The 16192-nt window shown below is 74.7% G+C and carries 14 protein-coding genes; 2 read left to right on the top strand and 12 right to left on the bottom strand.

Annotation, left to right across the window (positions count from 1 at the left end; all coding sequences use genetic code 11):
* A complete protein-coding gene (locus tag ACFWJB_RS00895) occupies positions 1-837 on the bottom strand; it encodes an SURF1 family protein (RefSeq protein WP_386919419.1) in 837 nt (278 codons plus the stop codon).
* A gap of 119 nt (positions 838-956) precedes the next feature.
* Between ACFWJB_RS00895 and ACFWJB_RS00890 the strand changes: the two genes are divergently transcribed.
* The gene (locus ACFWJB_RS00890) at positions 957-2816 is read left to right on the top strand and encodes a S9 family peptidase (protein WP_386919417.1); all 1860 of its coding nucleotides are present in this window, start codon (positions 957-959) and stop codon (positions 2814-2816) included.
* Between the two features lie 230 nt (positions 2817-3046).
* On the opposite strand, the gene ACFWJB_RS00885 is transcribed toward ACFWJB_RS00890, so the two are convergent.
* The 4 genes from ACFWJB_RS00885 to argG form a co-directional block, all read right to left on the bottom strand.
* Positions 3047-4945 (bottom strand): NAD-binding protein, encoded by a 1899-nt coding sequence (locus ACFWJB_RS00885; RefSeq protein WP_386919867.1) that lies wholly within the window; start codon positions 4943-4945, stop codon positions 3047-3049.
* 288 nt (positions 4946-5233) lie between these two features.
* Entirely contained in the window at positions 5234-6295 is a 1062-nt protein-coding gene (locus ACFWJB_RS00880) for a PucR family transcriptional regulator (RefSeq protein WP_386919415.1), read from the bottom strand.
* Positions 6296-6388: 93 nt separating this feature from the next.
* Positions 6389-6679, bottom strand: a complete 291-nt coding sequence (locus tag ACFWJB_RS00875; RefSeq protein ID WP_386919413.1) for a zinc-ribbon domain-containing protein — start codon at positions 6677-6679, stop codon at positions 6389-6391.
* Between the two features lie 172 nt (positions 6680-6851).
* On the bottom strand, positions 6852-8297 hold the full coding sequence (argG, locus tag ACFWJB_RS00870) for an argininosuccinate synthase (protein ID WP_385467098.1): 1446 nt from the start codon (positions 8295-8297) through the stop codon (positions 6852-6854).
* 113 nt (positions 8298-8410) lie between these two features.
* On the opposite strand from argG, the gene ACFWJB_RS00865 reads away from it, so the two are divergent.
* Positions 8411-9118 carry a response regulator transcription factor gene (locus tag ACFWJB_RS00865; protein ID WP_385467101.1) on the top strand — a complete coding sequence of 236 codons (708 nt, stop codon included), beginning with the start codon at positions 8411-8413 and terminating at the stop codon, positions 9116-9118.
* 34 nt (positions 9119-9152) lie between these two features.
* Here ACFWJB_RS00865 and ACFWJB_RS00860 read toward each other — a convergent pair whose 3' ends face one another.
* The 7 genes from ACFWJB_RS00860 to ACFWJB_RS00830 all read right to left on the bottom strand — a co-directional run bounded on the left by ACFWJB_RS00860 (position 9153) and on the right by ACFWJB_RS00830 (position 16190).
* The gene (locus tag ACFWJB_RS00860) at positions 9153-10790 is read right to left on the bottom strand and encodes a sensor histidine kinase (RefSeq protein WP_386919410.1); all 1638 of its coding nucleotides are present in this window, start codon (positions 10788-10790) and stop codon (positions 9153-9155) included.
* Positions 10791-11188: 398 nt separating this feature from the next.
* Positions 11189-12451 carry an ABC transporter permease gene (locus tag ACFWJB_RS00855; protein ID WP_386919865.1) on the bottom strand — a complete coding sequence of 421 codons (1263 nt, stop codon included), beginning with the start codon at positions 12449-12451 and terminating at the stop codon, positions 11189-11191.
* 11 nt (positions 12452-12462) lie between these two features.
* Positions 12463-13161: an ABC transporter ATP-binding protein gene (locus ACFWJB_RS00850; RefSeq protein WP_386919408.1), complete on the bottom strand. Its 699-nt coding sequence runs from the start codon at positions 13159-13161 to the stop codon at positions 12463-12465.
* Entirely contained in the window at positions 13158-14420 is a 1263-nt protein-coding gene (locus tag ACFWJB_RS00845) for a peptidoglycan-binding protein (RefSeq protein WP_386919406.1), read from the bottom strand. Before ACFWJB_RS00845 ends, ACFWJB_RS00850 begins: the two co-directional genes overlap by 4 nt.
* Before the next feature lie 2 nt (positions 14421-14422).
* The gene (locus ACFWJB_RS00840) at positions 14423-15022 is read right to left on the bottom strand and encodes a hypothetical protein (protein ID WP_386919404.1); all 600 of its coding nucleotides are present in this window, start codon (positions 15020-15022) and stop codon (positions 14423-14425) included.
* Positions 15023-15157: 135 nt separating this feature from the next.
* Positions 15158-15544: a toxin-antitoxin system, toxin component, PIN family protein gene (locus ACFWJB_RS00835; protein ID WP_386919402.1), complete on the bottom strand. Its 387-nt coding sequence runs from the start codon at positions 15542-15544 to the stop codon at positions 15158-15160.
* A complete protein-coding gene (locus tag ACFWJB_RS00830; RefSeq protein WP_386919400.1) occupies positions 15534-16190 on the bottom strand; it encodes a DUF433 domain-containing protein in 657 nt (218 codons plus the stop codon). Before ACFWJB_RS00830 ends, ACFWJB_RS00835 begins: the two co-directional genes overlap by 11 nt.
* Between the last annotated feature and the right edge of the window lie 2 nt (positions 16191-16192).

The raw sequence follows: 16192 nt of genomic DNA, 5'->3' as shown, positions 1-16192 counted from the left end.
TCAGACGCCGGACGGGCTGGGCCGGGGCTCCCGCTCGGCGTCGGGGGCGGTCCCGTCTGCATCCCCGGCGTTCCCGGCGTCCGGGACGATGCCCAGCTCCGCGTCCCGGGCGAGTTCCACCTCCCGGCGCAGCAGCCGGAACCACATGAAGACGACGAAGCCCACGAAGGCGAACCACTCGGCGGTGTAACCGAGGTTCTGGAAGGCCTTCAGGTCCAGCCCGGTGTTCTGCGGCGCGCTCACCGGCACGGCCCGCATCCCGGAGTCGCCCGTGTTGAGCGTGACCCACCCGTCGTACACGTCGTACGGCACGAGGTTCACCAGCGACGCCGCGCTGATCACGCCCGTCTGGCCCTGCGGCCACCCGGAGCGGGAGCTGACGCCGTTGTTGCCGGGCGTCTCGGACGCCTGGAGCGCGCCGGTGACGGTGACCTCGCCGGCGGGCGGGGCCGGGGCCTTCGCCGGGTCGGGTTCGCCGGGCAGCCAGCCCCGCACGACGGGCAGTGCCCGGCCGGCGTCGGTGCGCAGCAGGGTGAGGACGTAGTACCCCTGCCGGTCGTCCAGCTTCCGGTCGGGTACGAGGAGCTGTTCGCCGTACCGGCCGCTCACGGTGGTCTGCTTGCCGACCGTCGCCTGGTCGACGGGCAGCAGCTCGGCCAGCGGGCGGGCCGCCTCCCGCCGGGCCGACTCCGCCTGGGTGGTGGCGCTGTTGTGGTCCTGCACCCGGTCCTCGAACCGGCCCAGCTGCCAGGACCCCATGAAGATGCAGAAGGGGATGGCGAGCACGACGAAGACGTTGATTCCCCACCATCGGGGGGTCAGCAGAAACCGGTACACGCCCCCACGGTACGGGGCGCGCGCCGGTGACCCGTCCGCGGGGCCGTGGATGAACGAGGTTGTCCACAGGCTGGGGATCCGATCCGCGCGTTGTCGCCGCGACGAGGCACTATGGGGCCATGACTGAGAGCAACGGGCCGGTCTCACCGGATCGGCAGGACGCGCGGGACGTACGGGACGGCGTGCGGGGGCAGGGCGAGGGGATGCCGGACTGGGAGAAGCGGTTCCGGGCACCGCGCGTCTCGCTGCCCGACTGGGCCGAGGACGCGCCGGACCGCTCCCTGTTCGTGTCGAACGCGACGGGGACGTACGAGCTGTACGCCTGGGACCGCTCGACGGGTGAGCAGCGGCAGGTCACGGACCGGCCCAACGGCACGACGGACGGCGTGCTCTCCCCGGACGGCGCGTGGATCTGGTGGTTCGACGACAAGGACGGCGACGAGTTCGGCGTCTGGCGCCGCCAGTCCTTCGCGGGCGGTGAGGACGAGCTCGCGGTGCCGGGCCTCGACCCCTCCTACCCGGCGGGCCTCGCCCTCGGCCGGGACGGGCGTACGGCGGTGGTCGGCCGCTCGACCGACGAGGACGGTACGACGATCCACCTCGCGCAGACGGGCGGCGCCCCGTCGGAGATCTACCGCCACCGCGAGTCGGCGGGCGTCGGCGACCTCTCCCACGACGGCACGCTGATCGCGATCGAGCACACCGAGCACGGCGACGCCATGCACTCGGCGCTGCGCGTCCTGCGCCCGGACGGCACGACGGTCGCCGAGCTCGACGACACCGACGGCGGCGAGAAGGAGCTGGGCCTGGAGGTCCTGGGCTTCGCTCCCGTCGACGGCGACACCCGCCTGCTCATCGGGCACCAGCGCCGGGGCCGCTGGGAGCCCCTGGTGTGGGACGTGGTGACCGGCGAGCAGACGGACCTGGCGCTGGAGCTGCCCGGCGACGTGAGCGCCGAGTGGTACCCGGACGGCAGCGGCCTGCTGATCGTGCACGGCTTCGAGGCCCGCAGCGAGCTGTTCCGGTACGACTTCGCCGAGCGGGAGCTGGTGGAGGTCGGGACCCCCGCGGGCACCGTCTCCGGGGCGACGGCCCGTCCCGACGGCAGCGTGGAGTACCTGTGGTCCTCGGCCGCCGAGCCGTCGGCGGTGCGCTCCACGACCGGCCGGGTGGTGCTCGACCCGCCCGGCATGAAGTCGCCCGGCTCGGTGCCGGTGGAGGACGTGTGGGTGGAGGGCCCCGGCGGCCGCGTCCACGCCCTGGTGCAGAAGCCCGCGGGCGCGACCGGGCCGCTCCCGACCGTCTTCGACATCCACGGCGGGCCGACCTGGCACGACAGCGACTCCTTCGCGGCGGGCCCGGCGGCCTGGGTCGACCACGGGTACGCGGTGGTCCGCGTCAACTACCGCGGCTCCACCGGATACGGCCGGGCCTGGACCGACGCCCTCAAGCACCGGGTCGGGCTCATCGAGCTGGAGGACATCGCGGCGGTGCGCGAGTGGGCGGTCGCCTCCGGCCTCGCCGACCCGGCCCGGCTGATCCTCACCGGCGGCTCCTGGGGCGGCTACCTGACCCTCCTCGGCCTGGGCACCCAGCCCGGGGCGTGGACCCTGGGCATCGCCGCCGTCCCGGTCGCCGACTACGTCACCGCGTACCACGACGAGATGGAGGGACTGAAGGCCCTCGACCGCACGCTGCTCGGCGGCACCCCCGAGGAGGTCCCCGACCGCTTCGAGGCGTCCTCGCCCCTGACCTACGTGGACCGGGTCGAGGCCCCGGTGTACATCTCCGCGGGGGTCAACGACCCGCGCTGCCCGATCCGCCAGATCGAGAACTACGTGGAGCGGCTCGAGGCGAGGGGCGCGGTCCACGAGGTCTACCGCTACGACGCGGGCCACGGCTCCCTGGTGGTCGACGAGCGCATCAAGCAGGTAGCCCTGGAGCTCGACTTCGCGAAGCGGCACCTCCCGCAGGGGTAGTCCCCGGCGCCGAGGCCGACCCGGGAAAGCGGCTTTCCGGCCACCCGGATCGGCCTCGGGTGTGGCCTTCCGGCCACCCGGATCGGCCTCGGGTGTGGCCTTCCGGCCTCCCGGCCAGCCGGATCGGCCCGGGGCCTGGCCTCTCGGCCGCCGGAGTCGGGTGGTGGGTGGGCGTAGGCCGGGGGTCCAGGGGGCGGAGCCCCCTGGCCGGGGAGCAGGGCCCGGCGTCCCTACAGCCCCGCCCGCTGTCGGGCCCGCCGTCCCAGCAGCTCGGCCAGGCCCGTCCGGGTCGCCGCCAGCACCACCCGGTCCTCGCCCCGCAGGACGTACGTGTCGGGCAGCTCCCACACCAGCCGGGACTCCCGGCCCCTCTCCGCGCCGGCACCGGCGCCCGTACCGGCACCGTCCCGTCCCTCACCGGGCACCTCCAGCGCCAGCACCCGCCACGCCCCCGCCCGGAACGCCTCCCCGACCGTCTTCCCCTCGAGCTGCGGATGCCCCGCCACCCGCACCGCCGCGAACAGCAGCACCCGCCGTTCCACGGGGATCGCCCCCAGGATCTGGCGGCCCGTCATCGCCCCGGCGAACGCGGGCGCGGCCAGGTGGGTCACGCTGCGGCTGCGGGTCAGCGCCCCCGGGTGCGCGCCGCGCAGGGTGCGGTACACGGCGGTCGCGAAGTCGTCGTCGTACAGGCGCAGCACCACGCGGAGGTCGGGCCGCACGGACCGGCCGTACAGCACCGCCTCCAGGTTGGTGGTGTCCACGCTGGTCAGCGCGAGCAGCGAGTGCGCGCGGTGGATCTTGGCCGCCTCCAGGACGCCCTCCTGGGTGACGTCGCCGAGCACCACCGGCACCCGCAGCCGCCGTGCGGTCGCCATGCCACGCGCCTCGGGGTCGCCCTCGACGCACACCACGGGGATGTCCATCTCCCGCAGCCGCGTCAGCACCCGCGTGCCGATCTTGCCGAGGCCGAGCAGGACGACGTGGCCGCCGAGCCCGCGCGGCGGCTTGCGCAGCGAGGAGGCGCTGCGGAAGGTGCCCAGGGCCTCCAGCACCGCCGCGAGCAGCACCGGCAGGAGCAGCAGTCCGACGAAGCCCGAGAGCAGTTGGAGGACCTGCTCCCCGGAGTCCTTGTTGTGCGCGGGCTCGTTGATGGCGAACAGGTCGAGCAGCGTCACGTACGTCGCGTGCAGGGGATGGTCGCCGGTGAGCAACATGAGCGCCACGGCGAGCGCGACCACGCAGGCCGCCAGGCCGAACAGCGACCACCGCAGCCGCCGCGAGAACAGCGAGGCGAACGGCGGCACCGCGGCCCGTCCGGCGGGCAGCGGCGGCCCCGAGTAGGACACCTGCTCCAGCACGACGGTGCCGCGTCCGGTGGCGGCCTCCACCGCCGCGGCGTCGGGCAGCAGTTGCGGCCCCTGCTCGCCGCTGCCCTCCGAACCGTCCGCGCCCGCGGGGTCGTTGCTCGTCGCGGACAGCAGGGCCAGGGTGCACAGCCCGGGGTCGGCGACCTCGCCGGCGCGCGGCGGCTGCCGTTCCACCGCGCGCAGCAGCAGCCCGTCCGTCTGGACGACCTTGCTGGTGCCGACGAGCGCGGTCGCCGCGAGGGCGGGTGCCGCCGTGTCGGCGTCGGAGAGCACGGTCGTGGAGGCCTCGACGCCGTCCGGTCCGGCGGGGCGCCCGTCGCCGGCCGCGAGCGCGGCGCTCTGGTCGAGGAGGGCCTCGATGTGCTGCCCGAGCCGCCGGTTGTACAGGCGCAGGACCAGCCGCAGCCGGGGGTTGAGCCGGCGGGCGGTCAGGGCGGCGCGGATGTTGGTCTCGTCGTCGTCGTAGACGAGGGCGAGGGCGGCGGCCCGGTCGACGCCGGCCTCGGCGAGGACGTCCTCGGTGGGCTCGGCGGCCTCCAGCTCCCGCCCGAGGCCGCCCGCGTCGCCGTTGCCGGTGCGGTTGACGGCCGCGTTGAAGCGGTCCAGCAGCGCCGCCGAGGCCGCACGGGCCCGGCCCACCACGGGCTGGCGCACCCGGCCCACGGAGGGCGGGACGACGAGCGTGACCTGCTCGCCGTAGACCCCGCGCAGTTCGGCCGCCAGCCGGTGGGCCAGCCCGTCGTCGCCGCACACCACCATGTGCGCGGACGCGTCGCCGGGCGCCCCGCCCGGCGGTACCTGGTTCGGAAGGCTCACCACACCGGAGGAGACTGCCCGAGCGGCCCGGCCGGTTCCAGAGGGCGAGGCGGCACTGAACACGCGTGAAGATTGCCGGACTGCGGCAGTGACGCACCGTCAACTGCCGTGCCACGATGCGTTCATCGAAGCTCAGCGACGGGCGGGACGGGGGACGGCACGCAGGGGCCGGCTCATCGGGCCGGGCACCACGGGGGACGTGCCGCCCGCCCTGTCGCTGATCTTTGACGTTCAGATCTCCTGGGCGGGCCAGCCCAGGAGCCGGGCCCCGATGACCGCGGTCTGCAGGGTGTAGCGGTCGGCCGGGTCGGCCGGGTCGGCCCCGGTCAGCTGGTGGATGCGGTCCAGCCGGTAGGTCAGCGCCCGCGCGCTGAGCGCGAGGCGCCGCGCGGCCTCGGCGGCGGTGCACCCGGCGTCGAAGTACACCTCCAGGGTCCGCAGCAGCGGCTCGGCACCGCCCCGGGCGCCGCGCAGCGGGCCCAGCACGCTCAGGACGAGGTCGGCCATGGCCTGCCGGTCGCGGGTGAGCACCGGGTAGACCAGCAGGTCGGCGGCGCGCACCACGGGTTCGTCGAGTTCCAGGCGGTCGGCGAGTTCGAGGGTGCTCAGCGCCTCCTCGTAGCTGTGCACCACGCCGCCCGCGCCGGTCCGGGCCCGGCCGACGGCGACGCGGCTGCCTTCCGTGGCGGCGTAGGCCTGCTTGGCGAAGAAGGCGAGGATCTCTTCCTGGTCGCCGGGCGCGATGCAGATGAGCTGTCCGTTCTTGGTGGCGATCAGGATGCGCCGGTCCCCGAAGCGGGCGATGAGCGCGGTCTCGACGAGCCGGGTGACGGGCGAGGTGTCGTCGTACGCCTCGGGCGCCTGCGCCACCGCCACGGCGTGGGCCCGGGACAGCACCAGGCCGAAACGTTCCGCCCGCTCCGCGAGGCGCCCCAGGTCGCTGCGTCCGTACAGCAGGTCGTCGATGAACTCCCGCCGCGCGGCCTCCTCCTGCCGTACGGCGAGGCGCTGGGCGCGTTCGTATCCCTCGGCGAAGGCGTCGACGGCCTGGCCGACGGCACCGAGCACGCTGTCCGTCGTGCCCGCGCCGCTCGCCTCGCCGGGCCAGTGGGCGCGCGTGGCGTCCAGGTGCCCCCGGACGAGGGCGCGCAGGCTGTGGCCCTCCTCCGCGGCCTGCTCGCCGAGCCGCCGCCGCTCCTCAAGCTCGTCACGGTTCAGCCGGCGTCCGGTGGCGGCGGCCTGCGCGAGTATGTCGGCGTACCCGGTCAGATACGTCTCTTGCCGTTCCCCCACGCCCCGCCTCCCCCTGCCGGTCACGCCCGGTGCGCGGGTCCGGCAACGAGAGGGTATGCAACGCTGCCGGGAACCGGCAACGCGGGCGGGGGCCTAGGACTGGTACGGCTGCTGCTGCGGCTGTCCGTACACGGGTCCGCCCTGTCCGGCGGCGTCCTGGGCCTGGAGCTGCTCGGCCTGTTCCCTGGTCACCCGCTGCTCGGCGCCGCAGAAGGTGCACTGGAGCGCGTACTTCGTGGAGAAGGGGAACAGCGGCACGAAGAACAGGGTGAACTTGACGACGCGCTTCCTGAGCGTGTGCGCGGAGGGGGTGCCGCAGGAGCGGCAGACCAGCGTCAGTATCGCGAGCTGGTAGAGGTAGCCCTTGGTGCCGAAGATGATCACGGGGCGGGTCCTTCCCGGTTGGGTGCCTGTGGGCCAGGAGATCCTCTCCCAGAGTGCGCCCGGGCGGCCCCCGGGGACCACTCGGACCGACCCGGCCCGCCCGACACGACGAGGGGCCGGTCCGGCGCCTGTGCGTCGGACCGGCCCCTCGGCCGTGGACCGGGCGTCCGCGTCAGTCCGTGCCGGACTCCATCGCGGCGCGGTCCAGCAGCTCGTCCTCGCCGGAGACCTCGCCGCGGGAGGCGATGGCCTCGGCGCCGCCCTCGGGCATGGCGCCGATCAGCCCGGTCGCCGCCGCCTGCGCGGCACCGATGGCCGGGTTGGCGGTGCCGATCAGGCCGAGGCCGGCGTACTGCTCCAGCTTGGCGCGCGAGTCGGCGATGTCGAGGTTGCGCATGGTGAGCTGGCCGATGCGGTCCACCGGGCCGAACGCGGAGTCCTCGGTGCGCTCCATCGACAGCTTGTCCGGGTGGTAGCTGAACGCCGGGCCCGTGGTGTCGAGGATCGAGTAGTCCTCACCGCGCCGCAGCCGCAGCGTGACCTCGCCGGTGACGGCCGAGCCGACCCAGCGCTGGAGCGACTCGCGGATCATCAGCGACTGCGGGTCCAGCCAGCGGCCCTCGTACATCAGCCGGCCGAGCCGCCGGCCCTCGGCGTGGTACTGGGCGAGGGTGTCCTCGTTGTGGATCGCGTTGACGAGGCGCTCGTAGGCCGCGTGCAGCAGGGCCATGCCCGGCGCCTCGTAGATGCCGCGGCTCTTGGCCTCGATGATCCGGTTCTCGATCTGGTCCGACATGCCCATGCCGTGGCGGCCGCCGATGGCGTTGGCCTCCATCACCAGGTCGACGGGAGAGGCGAACTCCTTGCCGTTGACCGACACCGGGCGGCCCTGGTCGAAGCCGATGGTGACGTCCTCGGTGGCGATCTCGACCGACGGGTCCCAGAACCGCACGCCCATGATGGGCTCCACGGTCTCCACGCCGGTGTCGAGGTGCTCCAGCGTCTTGGCCTCGTGGGTGGCGCCCCAGATGTTGGCGTCGGTGGAGTACGCCTTCTCCGTGCTGTCCCGGTAGGGCAGGTCGTGGGCGACCAGCCACTCCGACATCTCCTTGCGGCCGCCCAGCTCGGTCACGAAGTCCGCGTCCAGCCAGGGCTTGTAGATCCGCAGGTGCGGGTTGGCGAGCAGGCCGTAGCGGTAGAACCGCTCGATGTCGTTGCCCTTGAACGTCGAGCCGTCGCCCCAGATCTGGACGTCGTCCTCGAGCATGGCCCGCACCAGCAGCGTGCCGGTGACGGCGCGGCCGAGGGGCGTGGTGTTGAAGTACGCGCGCCCGCCCGAGCGGATGTGGAACGCCCCGCAGGTCAGCGCGGCCAGTCCCTCCTCGACCAGTGCCGCACGGCAGTCGACCAGGCGCGCGATCTCGGCGCCGTAGGTCTTCGCACGGCCGGGCACCGAGGCGATGTCGGGCTCGTCGTACTGACCGATGTCAGCGGTGTAGGTGCACGGCACGGCGCCCTTGTCGCGCATCCACGCGACCGCGACGGAGGTGTCGAGGCCGCCGGAGAAGGCGATACCGACGCGCTCACCGGTGGGCAGGGAGGTGAGGACTTTGGACATGGAAAAAGTATGCATCACTTCGCATGGTCATGCAAGCCGTGGATCCGGGCCGGGCGCGGGGCCGCCTGTACTACGGTGCTGGACATGCGCGGGGCCTGGGTGGGGGAGAAGCGGTGAGCGCTCGGATTCTGGTGGCGGAGGACGACGAGAAGCAGTCCCGGCTGATCCGGATCTACCTGGAGCGGGAGGGCAACGCGGTCCAGGTCGCGGCGGACGGCCGCGCGGCGCTGGAACGGGCCCGGTCGTCCGCGCCCGACCTCGTCGTCCTCGACGTGATGCTGCCGCTGGTCGACGGACTCGACGTGTGCCGGATCCTGCGCGCCGAGTCGGACGTGCCGATCCTGCTGCTCACCGCCCGCACGACCGAGGAGGACATGCTCCTCGGCCTCGACCTCGGTGCCGACGACTACCTCACCAAGCCCTACAGCCCCCGCGAACTCACCGCCCGGGTGAGGGCGTTGCTGCGCCGGTCCGGGAAGAGGGCCGGGGCGGCGGAGCCCGCGGTGCTGCGCGTCGGCGACGTGGAGGTGGACACCGCGCGCTTCGAGGTCCGGGTGGCGGGGCGGCCGGTGACACTGACCGCCAAGGAGTTCTCCGTCCTGGAGGCCCTGGCCAGGGAGCCCGGCCGGGTCTTCACCCGGGCGCAGATCATCGAGCGCGTCTTCGGCTTCGACCGGGACGTGCAGGAGCGGACCGTCGACGCGCACGTGATGAACCTGCGCCGGAAGCTGGCGACCGAGCCCGGCCTGCCCCACCGCCTGGAGACGGTCTACGGACGCGGCTACCGCCTCGCGGACGGCACCGGCCCGGCGCGCTCCTGACCCGCCGGGGCCGGGTCGCGCGGCGGTGGCCGGTTCAGCGCGCCGCCGGCCCGCCGGGAGCGGTCGGCAGGGCGAGCGTGAACACCGTCCCCACCCCGACCTCGCTGCGCACCTCGACACTCCCGCCGTGGTCGGTGACGATCTGCCGGGCGATGGACAGCCCCAGTCCGCTGCCCCCGGTCGCCCGCCCCCGGGAGGGGTCCGCCCGCCAGAAGCGGTCGAAGAGGTGCGGCAGGTCCTCGGCAGGTATGCCCGTGCCGGTGTCCCGCACCTCCACCGCGGCCCGTCCGCCGCGCACGCCCAGGGCCAGGGTCACGGTGCCCCCGGGCCTCGTGGCGCGCAGCGCGTTGCCGAGGAGGTTCCCGACGGCCTGGCGCAGCCGGTCCGGGTCGGCGGTGACCCGCACCGGGTGCGGCGCCGCCAGTTCCAGCGCGACCCGTGCCGTCTCGGCCTGGGCGAGGTGTGCGGTGCGGCAGGTGTCGAGCAGCTCGCGCAGATCGACCTCGCACGGGTGGTACGTGAGGGCGCCGGCCTCCGCGAGGGCCAGGTCCTGGAGGTCGTCCACGATCCGCTGCTGCAGCAGCGCCTCCTCGTGCAGGGAGGCCAGCAGTTCCGGGGTCGGCTCGACGACACCGTCCCGAAGGGCCTCCAGATAGCCGCGCAGATTGGCCAGCGGGGTGCGCAGCTCGTGCGCGATGTCACCGGTGAGGCGGCGCTGCCCCTCCTCACCGGCCTGGAGGGAGTCGGCCATGCGGTTGAAGGCGCTGCCGAGCCGCGCGATCTCGTCCCGCCCGGAGACGGGGACGCGCCGGCTGAGGTCGCCCGCGCCGAGCCCTCCGGCGGCGAGCGTCATGGCCCGTACCGGGCGCAGCACCGCGCGGCTGAGCAGCAGCGCGCCGAGGACCGTGGCGAGGGCGACGCCGGCCGCGACGGCGACGGCGGGGGCGGCGGGCAGGGTGGGCGGCGACTCGTCCCGGACGCCGACGCGGACCTCCAGGCGCGGCGGGGCGGCGGACCGGACGCGCTCGTTGAACACCCGCCGTACGCAGGCGGCGAACCGCCCGTCGGCGGTGCACGGCCCGAGCGCGTCGAGGTCCTGCCGGGTCAGCGGGTCCGTCCCGCCGTCCCCCGGCTCGCGGCACTGCGCGGGCCGGTGGCCCGTGGCGACCCGGGGCACCCCGTTCCGGTCCGGCCGGGTCGTCACCTCGGCCCCGGCCCGGGTCAGGCAGGCGGCGTACGCGGCCGTCGCCCGGTAGTCGGCCATCGCGGCGGCGGCCTGTTTCAGCACCATCCGCGGCACCTGCCCGTCCGGCACGCGCAGCACCGGGCGCGGGTCCACGAGGACCGGGGGCCGGCCGGACGGCGGCCGGGGGGTCCGGCCCGCGAGGGCGTCCGAGTCGGCGAGCAGGACACCGGTCTCGGTGGCGACGCGGACGCGCTGCCCGGTGGCCCGGGCCAGCCCGGCCACGGTCGGGGAGAGCCCGTCCCAGGTGCCGTGCGCGAGTCCGTACGCGCGCAGCTCGCCGGTGATCCGGGCGACGTCCTGCTGCCCGGCGCTGACGGTCTCCCGCACCTGGCGGTTGGCCTGGCGCAGGGTCAGCCAGGCGGTGGCCGCGGTGGCGGTCAGGGCGACCAGCATGAGCAGCCCCAGCACCCGGACACGGAAACTCATGACCGTCCTCCCCCTGCACCGCCCGCCGGAACGCGCACGCGTGCGCTCAACGAAAACCCCCTCGGTCGGACCTGCACGGTACGGGACACCCGGGCGCCGCCCGGAGCGCCACCGCTCCCCACCCCGGACGTGCCTCCGGCCCGGACACGACCCCGCCCCGGACGTGGCCCCGGCCCGGACACGACCCCGCCCCGGACGTGGCCTCGCCCCGGACGTGGCCCCGGCCCGGGTGTGGCCCCGGCCCGGGTGTGGCCCTGCCCCGGGTGTGGCCCTGCCCCGGGTGTGGCCCCGGCCCGGACACGACCCCGCCCCGGACGTGGCCCCGGCCCGGACGTGGCCCCGGCCCGGACGTGGCCCCGGCCCGCACGGGGACCGTGTCCCGGCCGGGAGGCTCCGGCTCAGCTCCCGGCCAGGGCCTCCGTCGGGGACAGTCTGCTGGCCCGTACCGCCGGATACAGGCCCGCGATCACGCCGATGGCGAGCGTGGCGGCGACCCCGGCCGCGCTCGCCCAGACCGGCACGACCGTCGGCCAGCCGCGGCTGAGCGCGTAGCCGGCCGTGATCAGCGTCCCGGCCACGGTCCCGCCCAGCCCGCCGATCAGCGACAGCAGCAGCGACTCCGCGACGAACTGGGTGCGGATCTGGCCCCGGGTCGCGCCGAGGGACCGGCGCAGGCCGATCTCGGGGCGGCGTTCCAGGACCGAGATGACCATCGTGTTGCCCACCCCGACCCCGCCGACCAGCAGCGCCACCCCGCCGAGGCCGAGCAGCAGGCCGGTCAGCGCCGACTCCGTGGCCTCCCGCGCGGCGAGCGCGTCGGAGGGGCGGGAGATCTGCACCTCGCCGGGTCTCTCGGGGTGCGCCGTGGCCGGCAGGACCGCCCGTACGGCCGCGACGCGGCTGTCCTGGGCGCGGACGTAGACCGTCGAGGGGTGTCCGTCGAAGCGGAGCCAGGTCCGGGCCGCCGGCCAGCCGACCAGCGCCGCGCTGTCGATCTCCGGCGCGAGCGGCACCGGGTCGAGCACCCCGACCAGCGAGAACCAGCGTCCGCCGAGCCAGAGCCGGGTGCCGGGCGCGTACACGTCGAGTCGCCGGGCCGCGGTGGACCCGAGCACGACGGCCGGGTAGTCCTGCGTCGCGGAGTCCAGCCACCGCCCCCTGCGGACGTGCCCGCCGACGGCCGGCAGCAGCTCGGCATCGGCGGCGAGGACCGTGAGCGAGCCGGTGCGGCCGACGGCGATGTGATCGTTGCGGTAGACGTCGACGCCGGTGGCACCGGTCGCCGCGGCCCGCTGCACGGGCGGGATGCGGCGGATCATCGCCACGGACTCCGGGGGCAGTTCGGCCGCGGCACCGGAGGCCGTCTCGCCCGGGGCGACCCGCAGCAGGTTCGTGCCGAGGGCGTCGAGCCGGCGGTCCACCTCCGCCTGCCCGGACCCGGAGATGCCGACCACCGCCAGCATCGCGGCCACGCCGATGGCGATGCCGAGCGCGGACAGGAAGACCCGCAGGGGCCGGGTCCGCAGCCCGGTGCCGCCGAGCCGTACGACGTCCGCCGGGCCGAGCCGCGCGGCACGCAGCGGAGAGCGCCCCCGCCCGGCCGACCGCGACCGCGAGGTGCCCGGGCCGGACTCCGTACCGCTGTCCTTGCCGCGGTCCATGCCGTCGTCCGTCACCGCGGCACCCCGATCGCCGTACCAAGGGCCGTGTCGCCGACCAGCCGGCCGTCGCGCATCTCGATCCGGCGCGGCAGCCCCCCGGCGATCCCGCGGTCGTGGGTGATGACGACGACGGTCGTCCCGGCCGCGTTCAGTTCCCGCAGCAGGGCGAGGACGGTGGCGCCGGACGCCGTGTCGAGGTTGCCGGTCGGTTCGTCCGCGAGCAGGACCGACGGCCCGCCGATCACCGCGCGGGCGACCGCGACGCGCTGGCGCTCGCCGCCGGAGAGCTGGTGCGGCAGGTGGTGCACGCGGTGGCCGAGTCCGACCCGGTCCAGTGCGGCCGCCGCCTCGGCCCGGCGGCGCCGCTGCGGGACGCCCGCGTAGAGCAGGCCGTCCGCGACCGAGTCGAGCACGGGGACGCCGACCGCGAGGTGGAACTGCTGGAAGACGAAGCCGATCCGGGTGGCCCGCAGGGCGGACACCTCCCGGTCGGACAGCCCCGCCACGTCGTGCCCGTCGACGAGCACGCGGCCCGCGGAGGGGCGGTCGAGGCTGCCCATGAGGTGCAGCATGCTCGACTTGCCGGAGCCCGACGGGCCGACGACGGCGACGAGTTCACCGCGCTCGATGCGCAGGCTCACGTCCCGGACCGCCGCCACACCGCCGGGGTAGGTCTTGGAGACCTCCTCGAACCGCACGACCGCCGTCACTCGGGGATCCTCACCTTCATGCCCTCGCGGACCGCGGGACCGCTGACCTCCACCTTGCCGTCCGCGAAGAGCCCGGTCCGCACGGCGACGAACCGCCCGTCCCCGGTCTCCAGGCCGTGACCGCCCTCGGCCAGTGCGACCAGGGCGGACACCGGAACGGCCAGGACGTCCTTGACCTCCCGGCCCACGTACTCGACGGTGACCGGCCCGCTCTCCAGCCGGCCCAGGGCCTTCTGGTCCCGGAGGGTGACGGTCACCGGGACCGTGGCGGGCTGTCCCGCCCCGCCCTCCCCGCCGCCGTCGCCGCCTCCGCCCTCGGCCGGGGACGCCTGCCCGCCGATCGCCGCCACGGTGCCCGGCACGGACGCACCGGTGGGCAGCCGGACGGTGACGGACGCGCCGCGCACCGCCCAGGCGGCGTCGGCGGCGGAGGCGTCGACGACGACCTTTCGTGCCGTGTCGGTGTAGGTGAGGGCGTTCTCGCCGACCGCCGCGCCGGGGCGGACGCCGGCCCGGCCTATGCGCACCCTCCCCGCGGAGTAGATGACGTCGCCCACCCCGACGGTGCCGGTCTCCTCCACGCCGAGGGACCTCTGCCAGCGCCGGACGGCGTCGGCGGTGCCGGCGGTGAACGTCTCGTCCACGGTGAACCCGGTGTAGCCCAGGGCGGCGAGGTTGGTCTCGAACTGCATGACGTCCATCCCCCGCATCTCGCGCGGCGCCGGCCGCGCTCCGGCACTCCCGGCCTCACCCGTCGGCTGCTCGCCCCCGGAACCCCGGCCCCCCTGGTCCGGCTCACCGGCGTCGTCCTGACCGGCGCTCCGGTCACCCGCCTCGTCCTCTGTCTCCTCCGCGCGCAGTCCGAGGGACCGGTACATGGGGAGCGTCCCGTACAGGAGGACCACCGGCCGGTCGTCGACCCGGAGCAGTTCCTCGCCGCGTCCGACCGTCGCGCCCTGCTGGGGCAGTCGGGTGACGGTCCCGTCCGCCTTGACCGGCAGCGGCAGCTCCGTCCCGTACCCCAACTCCCCGTCCACCTGCGTGCGTTCGGTGAGCGTCGTCCGGGCCACGGCGACGAGTGAGCCCGACCGGGGCGGCGCGCCCGGCCCCTCGTCCCCGCCGCCGCCCAGCCCGAGCGCGCCGACCACCGCGACCCCCGCCACCACGACCGCGGCCGAGGCGATCAGCGCCGTGCGCCGTCCGCGCGGCGGACGCGCCGCGAGCCCCGTCATGTGCGCGTCGTCCGTCTGCGCCGTCATCGTCAGCCCTTGGCCGGCGGCCGGCCGGTCGGGTCGCCGCTGATCGGCGCGCAGACCCGCGCCGCACGCTGGGCACCGGCCGAGCTCTGGTCCCACACGGAGACGCCCGAGTTGTCGTTCGCCGGATATCCGTCCGGGCCGGGGTCGGGGTAGTCGGGGGCGCCGTTCTTCTGCATGCACGCCGCGTAGTCGCGCGCGGCCCTGATCTGCTCGGCGCTGAGCCTGGGCCGGGGGTTGATCATCTCCTCCAGGCCCTCGGGCAGGGGCGGATCGACCGAGGCGCACTTCTCGGTGGCCGTGAGGAACTTGGGGTTCTTCTTCATGGCTCGTACGGCGTCCCCGCTGCCGTAGTCGATCTGGCCCTTGTCGTCGGGGTCGTCGAGGTCGATGCCGTTCCGGCGCATGCACGCCACCCACGTGCGTTTGCCCTCCACGTACTCGGCCAGCACGTCCTTGCCCGCCTCCGGCTTCCCGGCCGGCGCGGAGGCGCCGCCCCCACCGGCCGACGGCATCTCGGCCCCACCGCTGTCGCCTCCGCAGCCGGCCAGCCCCCACACCGCGACCGACGCCACCGCACCCAGCAGCACCCGCTTCGCCCTCATCGGTTCTCCCGCCTCCTCACCCCACCCGACCGCGACCGCGACGGGCAGCCCGAAGGTAGGCGGCGACCGATGAAGAACCTTTGAAGAACCTGTCACCCGACGATGCGGGCCACGGCCCGTCGAGTGGCCCGGCGGTCAGGGCCAGGTGCGGTCGATGCGGTCGTGGCGCACCGCGTAGGCCGCTGGGCCGCCCTTCTCGACGGCACGGTGGATCGCGTCACGGCACGCGACCAGCCGTCCCACCATGTCCACGCTGCGGAGCTGCTGGTTGTCGAGGTAGAACAGCACGGCCTCGCGTTCCAGGACGGGCCGGATCTCCAGATCCCTGGTCTTGATCCGTCCGTCCTTCGAGAGCGGAACCCAGGACCGGTCGAGGCCGTGAGCGATCCACTCCTCGTCCGCTACGTCCTGTCCGTCGTCTGCGAAGACGTCACCGATGCGGTGCACGGTCCATCCGGAGGATCGCAGTCCCTCGGCGACACGACGGCCGAGATTCCGGTCGAGGAAGAACTCAGGCGGCAAGGCGCACCACTGCACGGCGAAGCGCGTCCACCTGCTCGGGCGCCATTCCGAAGTCGTACGCGATGTCCTCGACGGTTTCCCCGGCCTCCCACAGGTCGGTGATGGCCTTGACCGAGACGCGGTTGGCCGCCACGACGGGCAGGCCGTGGCCGAACCTCGGGTCGATGACGACGGGAACCGAGTCCGGGTACTGCCTCAGCCGCAGGCTGGACGGGAAGTCGTCGCCCGCGTCCCAGTTCAGGTAGCGCAGATAGCCGGAGACCACTTCGTGGATGGGCGCCTGCCCGTCCCGTGCCCTCCGCAGATCGCCGAGGCCGTGTTCGACGAAGATGTCCACCCCGTCGGTGGCGATGCGCTTCGAGACGAGGCCGTAAGGCGTGGCGAACGCGTCACGCACCGCGGCAGCCGCCTCCTTGATCTCACTCATGCGCAGGCCCAGGGAGCGGAGCGAGCGAAGGACGTGCGCCTCGGCAACGGCGATGAAGGGCACCGAGGGCTGACCCTTGCGCACCGGTTCCACCTGGTGCACCAAGGGCGCGCCGGCGGCCGTGCCCTTCAGCCACGAGGCGAGCGTCGACTGCGGAATCTCCAGGTAGGAGGCCGTCTCGGTGGGAGTCAGCAGCCCGTCCTCGAACCTGTCGACCATCC

The sequence above is a fragment of the Streptomyces sp. NPDC127100 genome, assembly GCF_042724095.1.
In the GTDB taxonomy this organism is placed as follows: domain Bacteria; phylum Actinomycetota; class Actinomycetes; order Streptomycetales; family Streptomycetaceae; genus Streptomyces.
Note: the sequence above shows the minus strand (reverse complement) of the source record. Positions and strands in the feature narration are given on the sequence as shown.